The sequence below is a fragment of the Curtobacterium sp. Csp1 genome (assembly GCF_013347185.1).
On sequence record NZ_CP054594.1, the window covers coordinates 3,818,151 to 3,835,201 of the forward strand.

Consider the following 17,051-nt stretch of genomic DNA (forward strand, 5'->3'; position numbering starts at 1 on the left):
TCTTCCGATCTGGCGATCTTCTCGATGACGTCCTCGCCCTTCCCGCCCCACTCGACCTGGACGACGGGCGCGATGGCCTCGACCTGCAGCTCGAACGTCTTCTGCTGCTCGTTCCACTTGCTGAGCGACCAGACGTTCCATTCGTCGAACGAGATGTCGATCCGCTTGTCGGACTTCTTGTGCGCCTTGACGTGGTCGGCCGCGGTCGTCACGGTGTCGATGAAGTGGTCCATGTTCACGCCGGAGGCCAGGAACGAGGACAGGTCGCCCTCTTCCTCGTAGTAGGCGTGGGCGGAGATGTAGTCGACATCGTCGTAGGCGTGTTCGAGGACCGTGCGCTCCCACTCGCCGAAGGTGGGCATCGAGGCACCGGACGATCCGCAGGCCACGAGCTCGAGGTCGGGCTGGATCTGGCGCATCGCCTTGGCGGTCATCGCGGCGAGCTTGCCGTAGTCCTCGGCGTTCTTGTGACCGAGCTGCCACGGGCCGTCCATCTCGTTGCCGAGGCACCACATCTTGATGGCGAAGGGCTCCTGGCGGCCGTTCGAGCGGCGGTACTCGCTGAGGGCGGTACCGGCGTCGATGTTCGCGTACTCGAGGAGCTCGATGGCCTCCTGCGTGCCGCGGGTGCCGAGGTTCACGGCGAGCATGAGCTCGGAGCCGACGGCGTCGAGCCAGTGCTGGAACTCGTGCAGGCCGACCTCGTTCGTCTCGGTCGAGTGCCACGCGAGGTCGAGGCGGCGGGGGCGCTGCTCGACCGGGCCGACACCGTCCTCCCACTTGTAGCCCGAGACGAAGTTGCCGCCCGGGTAGCGGATGGCGGAGACGCCGAGCTCCTTGACGAGCTCGACGACGTCCTTCCGGAAGCCGTGCTCGTCGGCGGTCTCGTGCGCCGGCTCGTGGATGCCGTCGTAGACGTGGCGTCCGAGGTGCTCGACGAACCCGCCGAACAGGCGACGGCGCACCGGCCCCACGGTGAACGCGCTGTCGAGGTGCCGTGTGCGGTTCGTGCGTCGTGCTGCAGGTGGACGTGCGCAGCCCGACACGAAAGTGAGCGCTCACGTCCATCGGCAACGCTAGCGGGTTCCGGCGCCGTGCGGAAGCGGGGAGGCGCCCTCGTCGTGACGTTCACGGAAGGGGTGGCGGGGCTCCCCGAGCACCACTAGTGTGAGCGCTCACGGAGCACCGACCCTGCTCCGACTCGGCCTGTCCCGATGGAGTGATGCCATGCCGATCCGATCCGTTGTCCCCACCCCGCAGTCCCGCGGCGGTGCCTTCACCCGGCGGAGCCTGCTCGCCGGAGCAGCCGCCGGAGCCGCGGTCCTGCCCCTCGTCAACCCCGAGACGCTCGTCTTCTGGAACCTGTTCGGCGGCGGCGACGGCCTCCGCATGCAGGCGATGGAGGCGGGCTACGCCAAGCAGCACGGCGGCTCGTCGTCCCTGCAGGCGACCACGTTCGCCTGGGGCAACCCGTACTACTCGAAGGTCACACTGGCGACCGTCGGGAACAAGCCACCGGACGTCGCCATCGCGCACCTGACCCGGGCGAAGCCGCTCTGGGACGGGGACCTGCTCGACCCGATCTCCGCGGACGACCTGGCCAGCGTCGGCCTGAGCGCGAGCGACTTCAACCAGAAGGCGTGGACGGCGCAGAAGACCGACGGCAAGAACATCTGCATCCCGCTCGACACGCACCCCTTCGTCCTTTTCTACAACGTTGACGTGTGCCAGAAGGCGGGCCTGATCGACTCGGACGGCAAGCTCAAGGACCTGAACGGGCTCGAGAACTTCGAGGCCGCGCTCGCCGCGGTCGCGAAGGTCACCGGCGGCACCGCGCTGAACGTCGCGAACGTCAGCGAGGTCGCGACCCCGTGGCGCTTCTTCTGGACGATGTACAACCAGATCAACGGGGCGACGCCGTTCATCAGCGACGGCGGCGCGAAGCTCACCGTCAACGAGGACGCCTACATGAAGGTCACCGACATGACCCAGAAGTGGGTGAAGAACGGCTGGCTGAACAAGGGCCTCGACTACGCCACCGCCCAGACACTGATGTTCACGGGCAAGGCGGGCTTCTTCATGCAGGGCGAGTGGGAGATCAGCACCGCCCAGTCGATCAAGGGCCTGAAGTTCGGCATGGTGCCCGTACCGCAGCTGTACGACGAGCCGGCCACCCAGGCGGACTCGCACACGTTCATCCTGCCACGCAAGGACCGCACGCCCGAGCAGCGCAAGGCCCACATGCTGTTCATCAAGCAGATGCTCGAGCAGAGCCTGACGTGGGCGCAGGGCGGGCACGTGCCGGCCTACATGCCGACGTTCGACAGCACGGCGTTCAAGGAGCTCACACCGCAGTCGAACTACGCGTCGGCCGCCGAGACCGCCGTCTTCGACGACCCCGCCTGGTACGGCGGCTCCGGGTCCACCTTCGAGAACACCGTCGGGGCGCAGCTCGCCCTGGTGCAGCAGGGCAGCAGTTCACCGGCCCAGGCGCTCTCGGCGATCAAGGACCAGCTGTCCACGTACCTCAACACCCCGAGCCCGCTGTGATCCGGCGCGCGACCCCTTCGATCCACGTGGACCCCGCACGAGAGGCACGATGACGTGACCGCTGCACCAGTTCTCACCCGACCCACGGACGCCAGGGCCGTCACCGGCCGCTCGCGTCCCCGCGTCAACGCCATGAGCCGTGGTCAGGGACGCTCCGGCTGGCTCTTCCTCGCCCCCTTCGGCCTGTTCTACCTGGCCTTCCTGCTCGGCCCGACGGTGTGGATGCTCGTCACGAGCTTCTTCAACACCTCGACCGTCCGCACCGGACTCGGCAGCTTCGCCGGGTTCGCGAACTACGCCGAGATGCTCGGACGCGCCGACTTCTGGTCGTCGCTCTGGCACACCCTGCAGTTCACGCTCTACACGACCCCGCCGCTCGTCATCCTGGCGTTCGTGTTCGCCGTGCTGACCAACCGGATGAACCGCGGGCAGTGGTTCTTCCGCCTGGCGTTCTTCCTGCCGTTCATCCTGCCGTCGGCGACGATCTCGCTGATCTGGGTGTTCATCTTCACCCCGGCCACCGGCCTGTTCGCCTCGGTCCAGCAGGCGATCGGCCTGACCCCCGGCGCGGGCGTCCTGGCGAGCCCGAACACCGCCATGATCGGCGTCGCGATCGCCACGGTCTGGTGGACGCTCGGGTTCAACTTCGTGCTGTACCTGGCCGGGCTGCAGGAGATCCCCCGCGAGCTCTACGAGGCCGCAGCCGTCGACGGGGCGTCGAGCTGGCAGCAGATCAAGTCGATCACGCTGCCGCTGCTCGCCCGCACCACGACGCTCGTCATCCTGCTGCAGATCATCGCGAGCCTGAAGATCTTCGACCAGGTGTACCTGATGACGAACGGCGGGCCGGGCATCTCGACCCAGGTCTCGCTGCAGCTCATCACCGGCGTCGGCTTCACGGACAACCGCCTCGGTGCGGCGTCCGCGGCCTCGGTGCTCCTGTTCATCGTGATCGTCGCGATCGCGGTCATCCGGCAGCTCGTCGAGCGCGCTGCCGCCAAGCGAGAGATCGGTGCCTGACATGACCGCCACCGAGAGCATCACCACCGGCCGCCGGCGCGTCCGCACGGGCGTCTCGGCCGCAGCTCCCGCGAACGCCGCGAAGATCGGCGTCTCCGGCAAGGGCTTCAACATCACGGCCGCGATCATCCTGACCGTGTTCGCGATCATCTGGCTCATCCCGAGCCTGTTCGCCCTTAAGACGTCGCTGTCCGACAACGGCGTCGCAGCCCTGGGCGCGAACGCGATCCTGTCGAACTGGAACCCGACGCTGCACTCCTACGCGTCGCTGTTCCAGGCCGGCGACATCTGGAACTGGTACCTGGCGAGCGGCATCACGAGCCTGCTCACTACGGCCCTCACGGTGCTGTTCGCCTCGATGGCGGCGTTCGCACTGTCCCGGCTGGCCTTCCGCGGGCGGAACGTCGCGTTCCTGCTCATCATCCTGGGCATCATGATCCCGACGCAGGTCCTGATCATCCCGATCTTCCAGGAGCTCAACGCCGTCAACCTGCTGAACACCTACTGGTCGGTGATCTTCCCGCAGGTGCCCGCCGTGATCGCGGTGTTCATCTTCAAGCAGTTCTTCGACGGCATCCCGAAGGAGCTCGAGGAGGCCGCGCGCATCGACGGCGCCGGCATGTGGAAGATCTACTGGTCGGTCATCCTGCCCCTGTCGCGTCCGGTCATCGCCGCGGTGGCGATCCTGACGTTCGTCGGGGTGTGGAACAACCTGCTGCTGCCCCTGTTCGTGCTGTCGAACCCGGACCTCATGACGATCCCGGTCGGACTCGCCACGGTCCAGGGCAGCTTCGGCCAGCGGTACGCCGACATCCAGGCCGGGGCGATCCTGGCGGCCCTGCCGCTGATCATCCTGTACCTGGTCTTCCAGCGGCAGATCGTCGAGGGTGTGACCGGCTCCGGTCTCAAGGGCTGACGCCCGTCCCGGCGCGACCCCGCGCCCACGCTCGCCGGTCGCCGATCCGCGCGTCGGAAGCCGATCCGCGCGTGGGAGGCAGATCCGCGCAAAGGAGACCCGGAGGAACGGCGTTCCGTGCGCGGAACGTCCTCCTACCGCGAGTGCGATGGGAAGGAACGTCCGCGTCGGAGACGACTCAGAGCGGATCGAGGCGGGTCCGGAGGAGACAGAACTCGTTGCCCTCGGGGTCGCGCCGAGGGCCAGCAGCCGCTCGAGTTCGGCGTCCTGGTCCTGGTCGACCGGTGAGACGTCGAGGTGCAGGCGGAGCGGCTGGTGCTTCGGCTGCGGGTTCCTCGACAGGATGATCGTGGGGGTCGCCCCGCCGAAGCCGGACGCCGGGCCGATCTCGATGCCGTCCTCGTCCTTGCCGAGTTCGACGTAGTCCAGGACGGCGCACCAGAAGCGCGACAGCACCTCGGGGTCGTCGCAGTTCAGCACGAGTTCGCTCAGTCGGACGCTCATGCCCGCACGCTACCCGGCCGGGGCAGGCGGGGACGGCCGGGCTCACGCGGGGACGGCCTGCCGGGCGTCGTGCTTCCAGAACCCGGAGAACGTGATCCGGGACTTCGGGACCCCCGCGCGGTGCAGGTGCCGGCGCCCCTCGGTTGCGAGCCGGGACTCCCCCACGACGAAGGCGTACACCCGGTCGTCGCACGGCACATGCCGCTGGAGCTCGGCGAGCGCGGCACGTCCGGGGACCCCGTGCGGGTCGAGGTGCTCACGGACGATCCAGGTGTCGGGACCTCCTGCACGATGCGGCCGACGGTGTCCCGTGGCAGGGACGCGGCGATGCCGACGACCGCAGGCAGCCCGGTCTCCTCGGCGGCGACCAGGACCTGGCTGACGTCGTCCGGGCAGTCGAAGATGCGCCCCTGGTCGAGCATCGCGAGCTCGTCGCCGGGTCGGGCCGCGCACGCCCAGATCGCGGCACGACCCTCGAGCGCGCCGTCGGCGTCGGCGTGCACGACGAAGTCGACGTCGAGCTCGGCGGTGCCGTCCGGCAGCCGTCGGAAGCCCGCGACGGTGTAGTTCGCCAGGTGTGGTCGGGTGTCCTGCGGGATGGCGAGGTACTGCGGGTACCAGCGGTTGCCGTCGATCTCGGGCAGCGTGAGGTGCTGCTGGTGCGGGAGCGGCAGGAACAGGCGGAACCAGTGGTCGTACCCGGCGAAGGGGAACTCGTGCAGGTCGTCCCCGGTGACCGTGACCCGGTGCATCGACGGCGTGACCCGGGCTGAACGGAGCACGCGGGCACGGAAGAGCCGGGGATTCTCGGGCATGAGCCGCGGGATCTTCGCCATGAGGCAAGGCTAACCTAAGATGGTCCGCGTGCCATCCCCCGATCTCGTCGTGACCTCCGCGCGACCGCCCGCTCCGCCGAGCGCCACGGGCGTCCACCGCACCGCGGTCCGCCGTCGGACGACCGTCGTGCTCGGCCTGGTCGCGGTCCTCGCACTCGCCGCCGTCGCCAGCATGCTGTTCGGCAGCAACCGCCTGGGCGTGGACCAGGTGCTCGCGGGCCTGACGCGCTCGGGGTCCGGGACGACCGAGGCCGTGGTGTGGGGCTCACGCATCCCCCGAACGCTCATCGGCGCCGCGGTCGGCGCAGCCCTCGGCATCGCGGGCCTGCTCATGCAGGGGCACACGCGGAACCCCCTCGCCGACCCGGGCCTGTTCGGCGTCTCGTCGGGAGCCGGACTCGCGGTCGTCCTCGGCGTCTACGTGTTCGGCGTCACGAGCACCGGCGCGACGGTGTGGTTCGCCCTGGCCGGCGCGGTGGTCGCGAGCGTCGTGGTGTTCTCGGTGACGATCGCCGGCAGCGGGACGGCCAGCCCGGTGCCCCTCGCCCTGGCCGGCGCCGCGGTCTCGGCGTTGCTCGGCGCGGTCACGTCCTTCATCGTCCTGACGGACCAGCAGTCCCTCGACGCGTACCGGCTCTGGGTGGTCGGCTCCCTGGCGGCACGGCAGCTCGACGTGCTGACGGCCGCGGCACCGTTCCTGCTCGTCGGGCTGGCGCTCGCGATCTGGAACGTCCGGTCGCTCGACGCGCTCGGCCTCGGCGCGGAGTTCGCGCGCGGCCTGGGTGAGAACGTCCTCGTCGCCCGGCTCGTGGGCCTCGGCGGCATCACCCTGCTCGCCGCCGGCGCGACCGCGGCCGCCGGTCCGATCGGGTTCGTCGGACTCACGGTGCCGCACGTCGCCCGTGCCCTCGTCGGGACCGGGCACCGGTGGACCCTGCCCGTCTCGGCCCTCGTCGGCGCGTCGCTCGTGCTCGTCGCGGACGTCGTCGGGCGGCTCGTCGGCGGGTTCTCCGAGGTCGAGGTCGGCATCGTCCTCGCGGTCATCGGCGGCCCGGTCTTCGTCGCCGTCGCCCGCCGCCGATCGCTGGTGTCCCTGTGAGCGCCGCCGCACCGCGCAGCGCCGCAGCACCCCGCAGCACCGCCGCCCCGGTCCGCCGCGGCGTCCGTGTCGGCCCCGTCGGCCTGGCCTGGCGCCCGCTGGTGCTCGGGTACACGGTCGCCGCGCTCGCCCTCGCCGTCGTGCTCGTCGTCCTCGGCGTCGCGGTCGGCAGCACCTGGATCGCACCGGGCACCGTCGTCCGCGCCCTGTTCGGCGTCGAGGACGGCCCGGAGGGCTTCATCGTCACGACGCTCCGACTCCCCCGGGTGCTGGTCGGCGCGCTCGTCGGGCTCGTCCTCGGCGTCGCGGGCGCCTTGACCCAGACCGTCACGCGCAACCCGCTCGGCACGCCGGACATCATCGGCGTCACCTCCGGCGCGAGCGTCGGTGCGGTGGCGGCCATCGTCCTCGGCGGCGGCTCGTACTCGGTGTCGAGCGTCGTCACCAGCGGCGGCATCCCGGTCGCCGCGACGATCGGCGCCCTCGTCGCGGCCGCCGCCGTGTACGGCTTCGGGTGGCGCGGCGGTGTGCAGAGCTACCGGCTCGTGCTCGTCGGCATCGGCGTCAGCGCGACCCTCGACGCGATGACGAGCTACCTGCTCGTCCGCGCGAAGATCACCGTGGCGACCGCCGCCTCGCAGTGGCTCGTGGGCAGCCTGTCGAGCACGTCCTGGTCGTCCGTGTGGCCCCTGCTCGTGGTGGCCGCCGTCGCCGTCCCCCTGGCCCTCGCGACGAGTGCGGCGCTCGGCATCGGGCAGCTCGGTGACGAGGTCGCGACGGGCGTCGGCCTCGGGGTGCAGCGGCACCGGCTGCTCGTCATCGCGCTGGCCGTGGTCCTGACAGCCGCCGCCGTCGCCGCCGCGGGACCCGTCGGGTTCGTCGCGTTCGTCGTGCCGCAGGTCGCGCTGCGGCTCGCCGGGACGAACCGGCCGCCGCTGCTGCTCGCCGGCGCCCTCGGGGCCGTGCTCGTGCTCGGTGCCGACCTGCTCGCCCGCTCCGCGTTCCCCTGGCAGGTCCCCGTCGGCATCGTCACGACCGTCGTCGGCGCCCCCTACCTGATCTGGCTCCTCGTCCGGCACCGCAAGGAGATGTCCCGATGACCGCACGCACCGCACCCGCGACCACCGCAGACACCACGGCAGCGACGGCCGCCACGTCCGCCACCACGGACGCAGCCGCGACCACCTCGACGACGCCGGCCGACGGACCGACCCGCACCGCGCCTCCAGTCGGAGTGCCCGTGCTGCAGGCCCGGGGCCTGTCCGTCGGCTACGACCGCGAACCGGTGCTCCGCGACCTGGACCTGCGCATCGAACGCGGCACCGTGACGACCTTCCTCGGAGCGAACGGCTGCGGGAAGTCGACCCTGCTGAAGGCCTTCGGCCGGGTGCTGCGGCCGCAGGCCGGCGAGGTCCTGCTCGACGGCGTCCCGATCCGGCGCGAGCCGAACCGTGCGGTCGCGCGGAAGCTCGCGATCCTGCCCCAGACGCCCGTGGCCCCGGCCGGGACGAGCGTCCTCGACCTGGTGATGCGGGGCCGGAACCCGCACCAGTCCTGGGCCCGCCCCTGGACCGCCGAGGACGCCGACGTCGCCGAGCAGGCCATCGCCGCGACCGGACTGACCGAGGTGGCGCACCGCGACGTGGCGAGCCTGTCCGGCGGGCAGCGCCAGCGGGCGTGGATCGCGCTCGTGGTCGCGCAGCAGGCCGAGACGCTCCTGCTCGACGAACCGACGACGTACCTCGACCTCGCGCACCAGCTCGACGTCCTGCGGCTCGTGCGACGGCTCAACCGGGAGCAGGGCTCCACCGTCGTGATGGTCCTGCACGACCTGTCGCTCGCCGCGAGGTACTCCGACCGGCTCGTGGTCCTGCACGACGGCGGGGTCGTCGCGGACGGCGCCCCGCACGAGGTCCTGACGCCCGAGGTGCTCGAGCGGGCCTTCGGCCTGCACGCCCGCGTCGTCCCGGACCCGGTGACCGGCGCCCCGATGATCGTGCCCGAGGCGGACGAGCAGGACTGAACCGGACGAGCAGGACCGGCCTGAACCAGCAGGGGCTGGCAGGCCGTACAGACTTAGGTTAGGCTCTCCTAACGTGAAGATCCCCCGCCGCGGCTCCCTGCGCGCCGCCCTCGTGACCTCCGTGGCCCTCTCGGCCCTCCTGCTCGCCGGCTGCACCGGCTCGAACGGCTCCGGCCGCTCCGGCGACGGCAGCGCCGCCGGCTCCGGCTCGAGCGCCGCCGCGAAGGGACCCTGGTCGTACGAGGACGCCACCGGGAAGACCGTCAAGCTCGACAGCACCCCGAAGCGCGTCGTGGTCCTCAACGACATCGCCATCTCGTTCATCGAGTACGGCCTCCGCCCGGTCGGCACCTTCGGGCAGCTCACCATGGCGAAGGACCAGCGCTTCGAGGGCCTGGACACCAAGGGCATCGCGCAGCTCGGCACCGGCTACGGCGACATCGACCTCGAGCAGCTCGCGGCACTCAAGCCGGACCTCGTCGTCACGTCGGTCTACCCCACCGACGACAAGGGCACGCTCGACACCACGCAGCCGGGCTACGGCTTCAAGGACAAGGAACAGCAGCAGCAGGTCGAGGCCATCGCGCCCGTCGTCCAGGTCGAGTGGGGCGGGAAGGGCGAGGACGTCATCGAGAAGATCGCCGACCTCGCCGAGTCGCTCGGTGCCCCGGAGTCGACGGTCGAGGCCGCCGAGGACCGCTTCGACAAGGCCGAGGACGAGCTCGAGAAGGCCGCGAAGGCGAGCGACGTCTCGGTCGTCTCGATGTACGCGGACGGCGACGGCGCGTACGTCACGCGACCCTCCGACGAGCCCACGCTGCAGATGTACTCGTCGTTCGGCGTCGACTTCGTGACCCCGAAGCCGAAGGGCTTCTACTGGGGCATCTACTCGTGGGAGAACGCCGGCCAGATCTCCGGTGACGTGATCCTGCTGTCGCAGCAGGGCTACCAGGTGTCCGACCTCGAGAAGCAGCCGACGTTCGCCGACAACGCGGCCCTGCAGGCCGGCCAGGTGCACAGCTGGACCTTCCCGGCCCTCGACTACGCGTCGCAGGCCGACTACATGACGAAGCTCGCGGGCTGGCTGGGCGAGAGCAAGAAGGTCTCGTAGACCCCACCACCCCACGGACGGGAGGCGCGGTGCCGGCTGGCACCGCGCCTCCCGTCCGTTCCCGGTCGCGTCCGGACGCGACCCGTCCCTGCCCCCCCGTCGTCTCGTCCCCGTCCCCGTCCCGTCCCGTCCCGTCGATGGAGCAGAAGCCGTCGGGTGTCCCGTGCCGACCCGACGTCTGCTGCTCCATCGATGTCGGACGGCGGAGGTCAGCCGACGGGCAGGGCGGCGTTGACGGCGGTCTGCGCCTGCCGCCACACGGCTGCGCGGGACCCGGCGTACGTGCCGCCCTGCCCGTTCGCGGAGTGCCGCAGGTTCGCCTGGCCACCATCGGTGTTGCCCTGCCAGTACGCCGTGACCGCCCGCTCGCTGCCCCCGACGAGCCAGATCTGGTCCGCCGAGTCGGTCGTGCCCGTCTTGCCGAACAGGGTCGTGCCGTCCGGCGTCTGCCCGCCGCTCGCGGTGCCGCCGCGGAACGCGCCCTGCATCACCTGGAAGGCCGTCCGGGCGACCGAGGCGGAGACCGCCCGGGTGCACGCGGCGGGCTGTCCACCGAGCTGCGTGCCGTCGCGGCCGGTCACCTGGTCGATGACGACCGGCGCGCAGTACACGCCGCCGTTCGCGATCCCGGCGTACGCGGCCGCCATCGTCAGCGGCGCGATGCTCGTCGTCCCGAGCACCGCGGCGGGGTTCGCGGGGAGCTCGCCGCCCGTCGCCGGGTGCACGCCGAGGCGGGCGGCGGTGTCGCGGATGTCGCACAGGTCGAGCCTCGACGCCATGTCCGCGTAGGCGGCGTTCACCGACTGCGCCGTCGCTGCCCGCACCGAGTACGGCCCGGTCTGGCCCGCCGAGTCGTTCTTCGGGTTCCACGCCTTCGTCGTGACGCGCTCCCCGCACTGCGTCCAGACGCTGCGGGCCGTGCGGGTGCCGTCGACCACGGCGTCGGGGCTGCGGCCGGACTCGAGCCACTGCAGGAGCGTGAACATCTTGTACGTCGACCCGACCTGGAACCCCTTCGAGCCGCCGTTCGACTCGTCGGTCGCGTAGTTCAGCGAGGTCGCGGTCGGCGGTGCCGCGGACGACCGGTCGTAGTCGGTGTTCTGCGCCATGGTGAGCACGCGCCCGGTGCCGGCCTCGACGGTGTCGAGCGTCGCGCCGAGGGCGAACCGGGTCTCCCCCTCGCGGTCGTACCGATCGAGCAGGTCCTTCTGCTGCGTGTTCAGGTCGAGATCGAGCGTCGTCTGGACCCGGTAGCCGCCGGTGCGCCAGGCCTGCTCCCGCGCGGCGGTGTCGGCGCCGAGCTGCGGGAGGGACTGCGCCACCTGCACGGCGTACGCGCAGAAGAACTCCGCGCCGCGGACGGCCGACTCGCACCCCTGCCTCGGTGCCGTCAGGCGGACGTAGTCAGCGGGGGTGGATGCCAACGCGGCCTGCAGGTCGGCGTCGCTGAGGTGCCCCTGCTGGTGCATCGAGCGGAGGATGACGTCTCGGCGCGCCTGGTTGTCGGGGTGGTGCTCCGGCGAGGAGAGGTCGCGTGCGTCCGGCCACTGCACGATCGCGATGAGCGACGCCGCCTCGGCCGGGGACAGGTCGCCGGCGTCCTTGCCGTAGTACCGCTGCGAGGCCGCCTGCACGCCGTAGGTCTGGTCGCCGAAGTACGCGATGTTCAGGTAGGCGGCGAGGATCTCGTCCTTCGAGTACTCCTTCGCGAGCCCGATCGCGAGCTTCACCTCGGCGAGCTTCCGGTCGAGCGAACGCTTCGTCGCCTCGGCGGTCGCGGCCTCGCGCTCCTGCTCGGTCGGCAGCTCGCTCGCCCGCTGGATCTTGATGTTCCGGACGAGCTGCATCGTCAGGGTCGACCCGCCCGTCCCGCCGTCCCCGCCCGACGCGACGACGCTGACGAGCGAGCGCACGAGACTCGTCGGGTCGACGCCGCCGGTCTCCCGGAAGCGCTTGTCCTCGCCGTCGATCGCGGCGTGCTCGAGCGTGTCGCTGATCTGGTCCAGCGCGAGCTCCTGGCGGTTCTGGTCCCACACGTCCGCGAGGTGCACCGGCTGCCCGCCCTGGTACGCCCAGACCTCGTTCCGGGTCGGCAGGTCGCCGATCTCGATGTACTCCGGCATCGAGTCGAACAGGTCGATCGCCGAGGTCGTCCCCACCCCCGCGACCGCCAGCACGGGCGTGACCCCGATCCCCACCAGCAGCCCGACGAGCACGCTGCCGCCCACGAAGCCGGCAGCGGCCCCCGTCACCCGTCGTCCGGTCATGATTCCCCCTCGTCGATCGATGGCGTCCGGGGGTGACCCTCCCAGCGCTGTTCGGACGTCCGCCCGGGTTTCCCGGGGTGACACCGGCACGCGCGCTGGGAAAGGACCGAGTCGGTACGGATCGTTACCCCGAGGGGCTCGTCGTGACCCCGTCGTGACCGACGGCGGGTGTCAGCCGAGGTGCGCGATCGCGATCCGCGCGGCCTCGGCGACGAGCGCGTCCGAGGGCTCGGCGTCCGCCGCGCCGTGCGCCGTCATCACGACGAGCACGATCGGGTCCCGTCCCGGCGGGGTCACGACCGCGACGTCGTTCCGCACGCCGTAGGACGCGGTCCCGGTCTTGTCCGCCACGGTCCAGGACGGGTCCACGCCGGCGCGGATCGTCGACGCCCCGGTCGTCGTGCCGAGCATCGAGTCGCGGAGCAGCGATCGGTCGTCGGCGTCGAGCGCGTCCCCGAGCAGCACGGCGCGGAGGTCCGCGGCGGACTGCGCCGGGGTCGTGGTGTCACGACGGTCCCCCGGAACGGCGGTGTTGAGGTCCGGTTCGGTGCGCGAGACGTCCGTCGTCGTGTCACCGAGGCCGCGCAGCCACCGCGTCTCCCCGGCGACGCCGCCGACCCGCTCGACGAGCAGGTTCGCCGCGGTGTTGTCGCTCTGCCGGATGGCCGCGTCGACGAGCTGCCGCACGGTCAGGCCGGTGTCGACGGCCGGGGTCGTCACCGGGGCGTGGGACAGCAGGTCGCCGCGGTCGTAGTGCACGACCTCGTCGAGGTCCGCCGGGGACGAGGCGGCGAGCACCGCGGCGGCGATCTGCACCTTGTTCGTCGAGGCGAAGGCGAACCGCTCGTCCGCGCGGTACCCGAGCGACCGGCCGGTGCCGGTGTCCACGGCGACGACCCCGACCCGGGCACCGTCCCGACGCTCGAGGTCCGCGAACGCCTGCCGGGTCGTGCCATCGATGATCGGCACCGTCGCCGTCGGCACGGTGGCGGTCGGCACGGCGGACGGTGTCGGGGTGGGTGCCGCAGCGGGCGTGGCGGACCCGGCCGGCGACCCCGACCCGCCCGGGCCCCCGCCCGCGGTGCACCCTGTCAGCAGCACCGCCGTCAGCGCCACCACCCCGACCGCCGCCGCCCGCACGCCGGCCTTCCGCACGCCCGTCGTCCGCGCGTCCGTCGTCCTCGTCGCTCCCACGCGTCGGAGCCTGCCGCATCCGACCCACGCAGTGCTGAGAACGACCGGGCTGCGGCTCAGGCCGGCCGGCTGAACAGGTTGACGAGGTTCCCCTCCGGGTCCCGGAACAGGGTCGAGCGGTTGCCCCACGGCATCGTCGTCGGCGGCAGCACGACCTCGCCGAGCACGCCGGACCCCTGCAGCCGGTCGAACGCCGCGTCGACGTCCGGGACCGAGAACTCCACGACGAGCCCCGGGTTCGGCCCGGGCACCGGCGCCCCCGCACCGAGCCCCGCGACGGTCTCCGGCGCCGCGAGCGCGAGCACGAGCCCGCCGGCACGGACCTCGGCGAAGACCGGCGCCGGTCGGTGTGCGGTGGTGCCGGTGACCGCCTCGTAGAAGGCGGTCGTGCCCGCCAGGTCGGCGGTGATGATCCTGATCGACGTGAACTCCACGCTGTCCTCTCCGGGCGGCCTGCGGTGACCGCCCGGCACCAGGTTCACGCAGCCCCGCGACAGCGTCCTGTCGGTGTTCCGCCGGATGCGCTCAGTCCGCGAGCACGGACCGGAGCACCCCGTGCGGGATGTCGAGCTCCTCGAACCGCACGGCCCGCCGTGGCACACGCTCGTCCGTCGGCTCGACCCCGAGCACCCGGTCGCCGCGGAAGGCGCGGACCCCGTCGCGCAGCCGGCACCACGCAACGAGGTACCAGTCCTCGCCCTTGCCGACGTACCCGAGTGGCTCGACCGCCCGGTCGGTCTCGTTCCCCTGCGCGTCCCGGTACCGCAGCCGGACGACCCGGCCGCCGGCCAGGGCGGGCAGGAGCGCGGTCGGTCCCGGCACCCGGTCACCGGTCTCGAGCAGGTGCACCCGTCGGGCGAGCGAGGCGCTGCGCCGTGCGTCGTCCTCCGCCAGCACCGCCCGCACCTTCTGCGCGGCACTGCGCGCGGCGTCGCGGAACGGGCTCGTCGCGAGGGCCCCGAGGCCGACGGCGACGGCGAGCGCCTCTTCTGCGGTCAGCCCGAGCGGCGGCAGCGTCGCGCGGGCGTCGAGCGTGTAGCCGCCGGTCCGGCCGGGTTCCGCCCAGATCGGCACGCCCGCCTCCTGCAGGGAGCGCAGGTCGCGCTCGACGGTCCGTGCGCTCACGCCGTACCGCGCAGCGAGCGTCCGCGCGCTCCGCAGCGCGGGCGCGGCCGCGCGCAGCTCCTCGACGAGCGCGTAGAGACGATCGGTGCGGTTCACGACGCGACCACAGTACGGCCTGGAGGCGCGTGGCGGGCCCGCCCCGNGCCTCCCGTCCGACCGCCGGTCCGACGTGCACCGCGCGCGACCCGCGCGCCGCCGTCCCGCTCGTCGTCTCAGGGTCGGGGGACGAAACTGGGCAAGCCCTCGGAGTCGTTGCACCGAGTGCATCGATGCACCTAGTGTTCACACCCGTGACCATCTCGACCGACCGCCGTGCCGCCCTCAAGGCGAAGCACCGTGCGGCGATCCTGCAGGCCGCACGCGACCTGGTCGACGAGCAGGGTGGACGCGGGTTCAGCGTCGACGACCTCGCCGCCCGGGCGGACATCGCCCGGCGCACCGTGTTCAACCACTTCGCCTCGTTGGACGAGGTCCTGCTCGCGGTGTGCGAGCAGGAACTGTCGGTGATCATCGACCGGTTCCTGGCGGACATGGCGCGCACGCCGATCGGCGACGGCAGCCGGGCCTCGATGTTCGACGAGCTCGAGTCCGCCGCGCGCGGTGCCGACCTCGCCCCCGCGATCGCCGGGATGTACAACATCCTGGGCGACCCCGGGAAAGAGGACTCGAAGGCCGCGGTGCTCACGCAGACCGCGTTCGGCCGGGTCACCGAGCGCCTGCGCGACGAGGTCGCAAGGCGGCACCCCGGCGCGGACGTGGCTCGTCCACCACGGCCCCGAGCTCACCCCGGCGACCCTGCGCGCCTGGGACGAGCTGCTGAGCCGCCTCGTGCACAGCGTCCGCTCCGGCTACATGCCGGCGCACTGACACCTCCCTCCCCCGGGGTCCACCGGCGCACCCCGAACCGCAACAGCACCTGACACGAAAGGACGGAGCAGCCGCATGGCCGGTCTCCTCTACCGTCTCGGACGGTTCTCCGCACGACGGCACTGGCTGGTGATCATCGCCTGGATCGTCATCATGGGCATCGCCGGGCTCACCTTCAGCCTGTTCCAGNACACCAAGACGAGCCAGGTGCAGGACGAGCTCGCCGACAAGTTCCCGTCGGCGAACGGCGGCAACGGGACGATCGTGTTCCAGACCACCGACGGCAAGGCCTTCACGGACACCCAGAAGGCCGACGTGAAGTCGTTCCTGGACGGGTTGAAGGACCTCGACGGGGTCAAGGGCGTCCGCGGACGGCCGCGCGCAGATCGAGCAGCAGCAGGCGCAGCTGGCATCCGGCAAGCAGCAGATCGCCGCCGCGCAGCAGGAGCTCGACGCGAAGAAGAGCCAGGCCGAGGCCGCCGGCGGTGCCGCAGCAGCCAGCAGCAGCAAATCACCTCGGGCGAGCAGCAGATCCAGGCGGCGGAGCAGAAGCTGAACACGAGCGAGCAGGAGCTCGAGCAGGGCTCCGACCTGCTCGACCTGTCGAAGGACATCCGCTTCGTGTCGTCGAACGGCCAGTCGTCGATCGGCACCGTGCAGTTCACGAAGTCGACCTACGAGGTGCCGCAGGAGACCAAGCAGGCGATCTCGGACAAGGCCGGGTCGGCGAAGATCGACGGCGTCGCCGTGTACGTCTCGAACGACATCGCGCAGGGTGTGCCGTCCATCCTCGGCCCGGGTGAGATCGTCGGCGTCATCATCGCGGCGCTCGTGCTGTTCCTCATGCTCCGCACGGTCATCGGTGCCGCGATCCCGCTGCTCTCCGCCGTGCTCGGCGTCGGGGTCGCGACGCTCGCCTCGCTGTCCTTCTCGAGCCTGGTCGAGTTCATCTCGGTCACGCCCGTGCTGGGGGTGATGCTGGGCCTGGCGGTCGGCATCGACTACTCGTTGTTCATCCTGAACCGGCACCGGACACAGCTGAAGGCCGGCATGGACGTCCACGAGTCCATCGGGCTCGCGAACGGCACCTCCGGCAACGCCGTGGTGTTCGCCGGCACGACGGTCATCGTCGCCCTGCTCGCGCTGAACATCACCGGGATCCCGTTCCTCGGCCTGCGCGACCTCGTTCACCCCGGCGCTGCTCTCGCTGCTCGGCATGCGGATCCTGCGGAGGAAGGAGCGGCAGCGGATCGGCAACACGGGCTCGATCCGGGTGCCGAACAAGCCGATGTCGACCTGGCGCGCGGTCGTCACGCTCGTCGCCGGCGTCCTCGTGCTCGGCGTGGTCGCGATCCCGGCGACGCAGATGCGCCTCGGCCTGCCCTCGGGTGCGTCCGAGTCCGTCGACTCGAGCCAGTACAAGGCGTACAAGGCGCTCGACCGCGACTTCGGCGCCGGACAGAACGGCCCGCTGCTCGTCGTCGCCGACCTGCCGAAGTCGGTGTCGGAGGACGACGTCACCGCACGTGAGGTCACCAT

General features: G+C 71.5%; 14 protein-coding genes and 3 pseudogenes. 9 read left to right on the top strand and 8 right to left on the bottom strand.

Annotated elements, in window-relative coordinates; genetic code table 11:
• Positions 1–974: pseudogene (locus tag HUN58_RS18355) on the bottom strand (alpha-L-arabinofuranosidase); the annotation flags it as partial.
• A gap of 253 nt (positions 975–1,227) precedes the next feature.
• Here HUN58_RS18355 and HUN58_RS18360 point away from each other — a divergent pair.
• The 3 genes from HUN58_RS18360 to HUN58_RS18370 are packed head-to-tail and all read left to right on the top strand — an operon-like array spanning position 1,228 to position 4,486.
• Entirely contained in the window at positions 1,228–2,550 is a 1,323-nt protein-coding gene (locus HUN58_RS18360) for an extracellular solute-binding protein (RefSeq protein WP_208745645.1), read from the top strand.
• A gap of 54 nt (positions 2,551–2,604) precedes the next feature.
• Positions 2,605–3,570: a carbohydrate ABC transporter permease gene (locus HUN58_RS18365; protein WP_114849849.1), complete on the top strand. Its 966-nt coding sequence runs from the start codon at positions 2,605–2,607 to the stop codon at positions 3,568–3,570.
• 1 nt (position 3,571) lies between these two features.
• Positions 3,572–4,486, top strand: coding sequence for a carbohydrate ABC transporter permease (locus tag HUN58_RS18370; RefSeq protein ID WP_114849850.1), 915 nt, complete (start codon positions 3,572–3,574; stop codon positions 4,484–4,486).
• Between the two features lie 178 nt (positions 4,487–4,664).
• Here the strand turns inward: HUN58_RS18370 and HUN58_RS18375 are convergent.
• The 3 genes and pseudogenes from HUN58_RS18375 to HUN58_RS21110 all read right to left on the bottom strand — a co-directional run.
• A pseudogene (locus HUN58_RS18375) lies at positions 4,665–4,990 on the bottom strand (VOC family protein).
• 42 nt (positions 4,991–5,032) lie between these two features.
• Positions 5,033–5,443, bottom strand: a complete 411-nt coding sequence (locus HUN58_RS21105; RefSeq protein ID WP_217488554.1) for an SIP domain-containing protein — start codon at positions 5,441–5,443, stop codon at positions 5,033–5,035.
• 20 nt (positions 5,444–5,463) lie between these two features.
• Positions 5,464–5,826: pseudogene (locus HUN58_RS21110) on the bottom strand (siderophore-interacting protein); the annotation flags it as partial.
• 28 nt (positions 5,827–5,854) lie between these two features.
• Here HUN58_RS21110 and HUN58_RS18385 point away from each other — a divergent pair.
• From HUN58_RS18385 to HUN58_RS18400, 4 genes are all read left to right on the top strand, one after another.
• Entirely contained in the window at positions 5,855–6,925 is a 1,071-nt protein-coding gene (locus HUN58_RS18385; protein WP_254631480.1) for an iron ABC transporter permease, read from the top strand.
• Positions 6,922–8,025 carry an iron chelate uptake ABC transporter family permease subunit gene (locus HUN58_RS18390; protein WP_254631479.1) on the top strand — a complete coding sequence of 368 codons (1,104 nt, stop codon included), beginning with the start codon at positions 6,922–6,924 and terminating at the stop codon, positions 8,023–8,025. The genes HUN58_RS18385 and HUN58_RS18390 overlap by 4 nt, the downstream gene beginning before the upstream one ends.
• Positions 8,022–8,948, top strand: coding sequence for an ABC transporter ATP-binding protein (locus HUN58_RS18395; protein WP_254631478.1), 927 nt, complete (start codon positions 8,022–8,024; stop codon positions 8,946–8,948). Before HUN58_RS18390 ends, HUN58_RS18395 begins: the two co-directional genes overlap by 4 nt.
• A 73-nt stretch (positions 8,949–9,021) precedes the next feature.
• The gene (locus tag HUN58_RS18400; RefSeq protein WP_180224819.1) at positions 9,022–10,059 is read left to right on the top strand and encodes an ABC transporter substrate-binding protein; all 1,038 of its coding nucleotides are present in this window, start codon (positions 9,022–9,024) and stop codon (positions 10,057–10,059) included.
• 209 nt (positions 10,060–10,268) lie between these two features.
• On the opposite strand, the gene HUN58_RS18405 is transcribed toward HUN58_RS18400, so the two are convergent.
• The 4 genes from HUN58_RS18405 to HUN58_RS18420 all read right to left on the bottom strand — a co-directional run bounded on the left by HUN58_RS18405 (position 10,269) and on the right by HUN58_RS18420 (position 14,741).
• A complete protein-coding gene (locus HUN58_RS18405) occupies positions 10,269–12,326 on the bottom strand; it encodes a transglycosylase domain-containing protein (RefSeq protein ID WP_254631477.1) in 2,058 nt (685 codons plus the stop codon).
• Between the two features lie 171 nt (positions 12,327–12,497).
• Positions 12,498–13,520: a class A beta-lactamase gene (bla, locus tag HUN58_RS18410; protein WP_254631476.1), complete on the bottom strand. Its 1,023-nt coding sequence runs from the start codon at positions 13,518–13,520 to the stop codon at positions 12,498–12,500.
• A 56-nt stretch (positions 13,521–13,576) separates the two neighbouring features.
• Positions 13,577–13,954, bottom strand: a complete 378-nt coding sequence (locus HUN58_RS18415; protein ID WP_058740547.1) for a VOC family protein — start codon at positions 13,952–13,954, stop codon at positions 13,577–13,579.
• A gap of 91 nt (positions 13,955–14,045) precedes the next feature.
• The gene (locus HUN58_RS18420; RefSeq protein WP_180225655.1) at positions 14,046–14,741 is read right to left on the bottom strand and encodes a YafY family protein; all 696 of its coding nucleotides are present in this window, start codon (positions 14,739–14,741) and stop codon (positions 14,046–14,048) included.
• A 194-nt stretch (positions 14,742–14,935) separates the two neighbouring features.
• Between HUN58_RS18420 and HUN58_RS18425 the strand changes: the two genes are divergently transcribed.
• Positions 14,936–15,565 carry a TetR/AcrR family transcriptional regulator gene (locus HUN58_RS18425; RefSeq protein ID WP_208745646.1) on the top strand — a complete coding sequence of 210 codons (630 nt, stop codon included), beginning with the start codon at positions 14,936–14,938 and terminating at the stop codon, positions 15,563–15,565.
• Positions 15,566–15,587: 22 nt separating this feature from the next.
• Positions 15,588–17,042, top strand: a complete 1,455-nt coding sequence (locus HUN58_RS20680; protein ID WP_254631546.1) for an MMPL family transporter — start codon at positions 15,588–15,590, stop codon at positions 17,040–17,042.
• Positions 17,043–17,051 lie beyond the last annotated feature (9 nt).

Coding starts and splice junctions, on each gene's coding strand:
- HUN58_RS18360 (WP_208745645.1), top strand. CDS start 1,228: ATGCCGATCCGATCCGTTGTCCCCACCCCGCAGTCCCGCGGCGGTGCC.
- HUN58_RS18370 (WP_114849850.1), top strand. CDS start 3,572: ATGACCGCCACCGAGAGCATCACCACCGGCCGCCGGCGCGTCCGCACG.
- HUN58_RS18395 (WP_254631478.1), top strand. CDS start 8,022: ATGACCGCACGCACCGCACCCGCGACCACCGCAGACACCACGGCAGCG.
- HUN58_RS18405 (WP_254631477.1), bottom strand. CDS start 12,326: ATGACCGGACGACGGGTGACGGGGGCCGCTGCCGGCTTCGTGGGCGGC.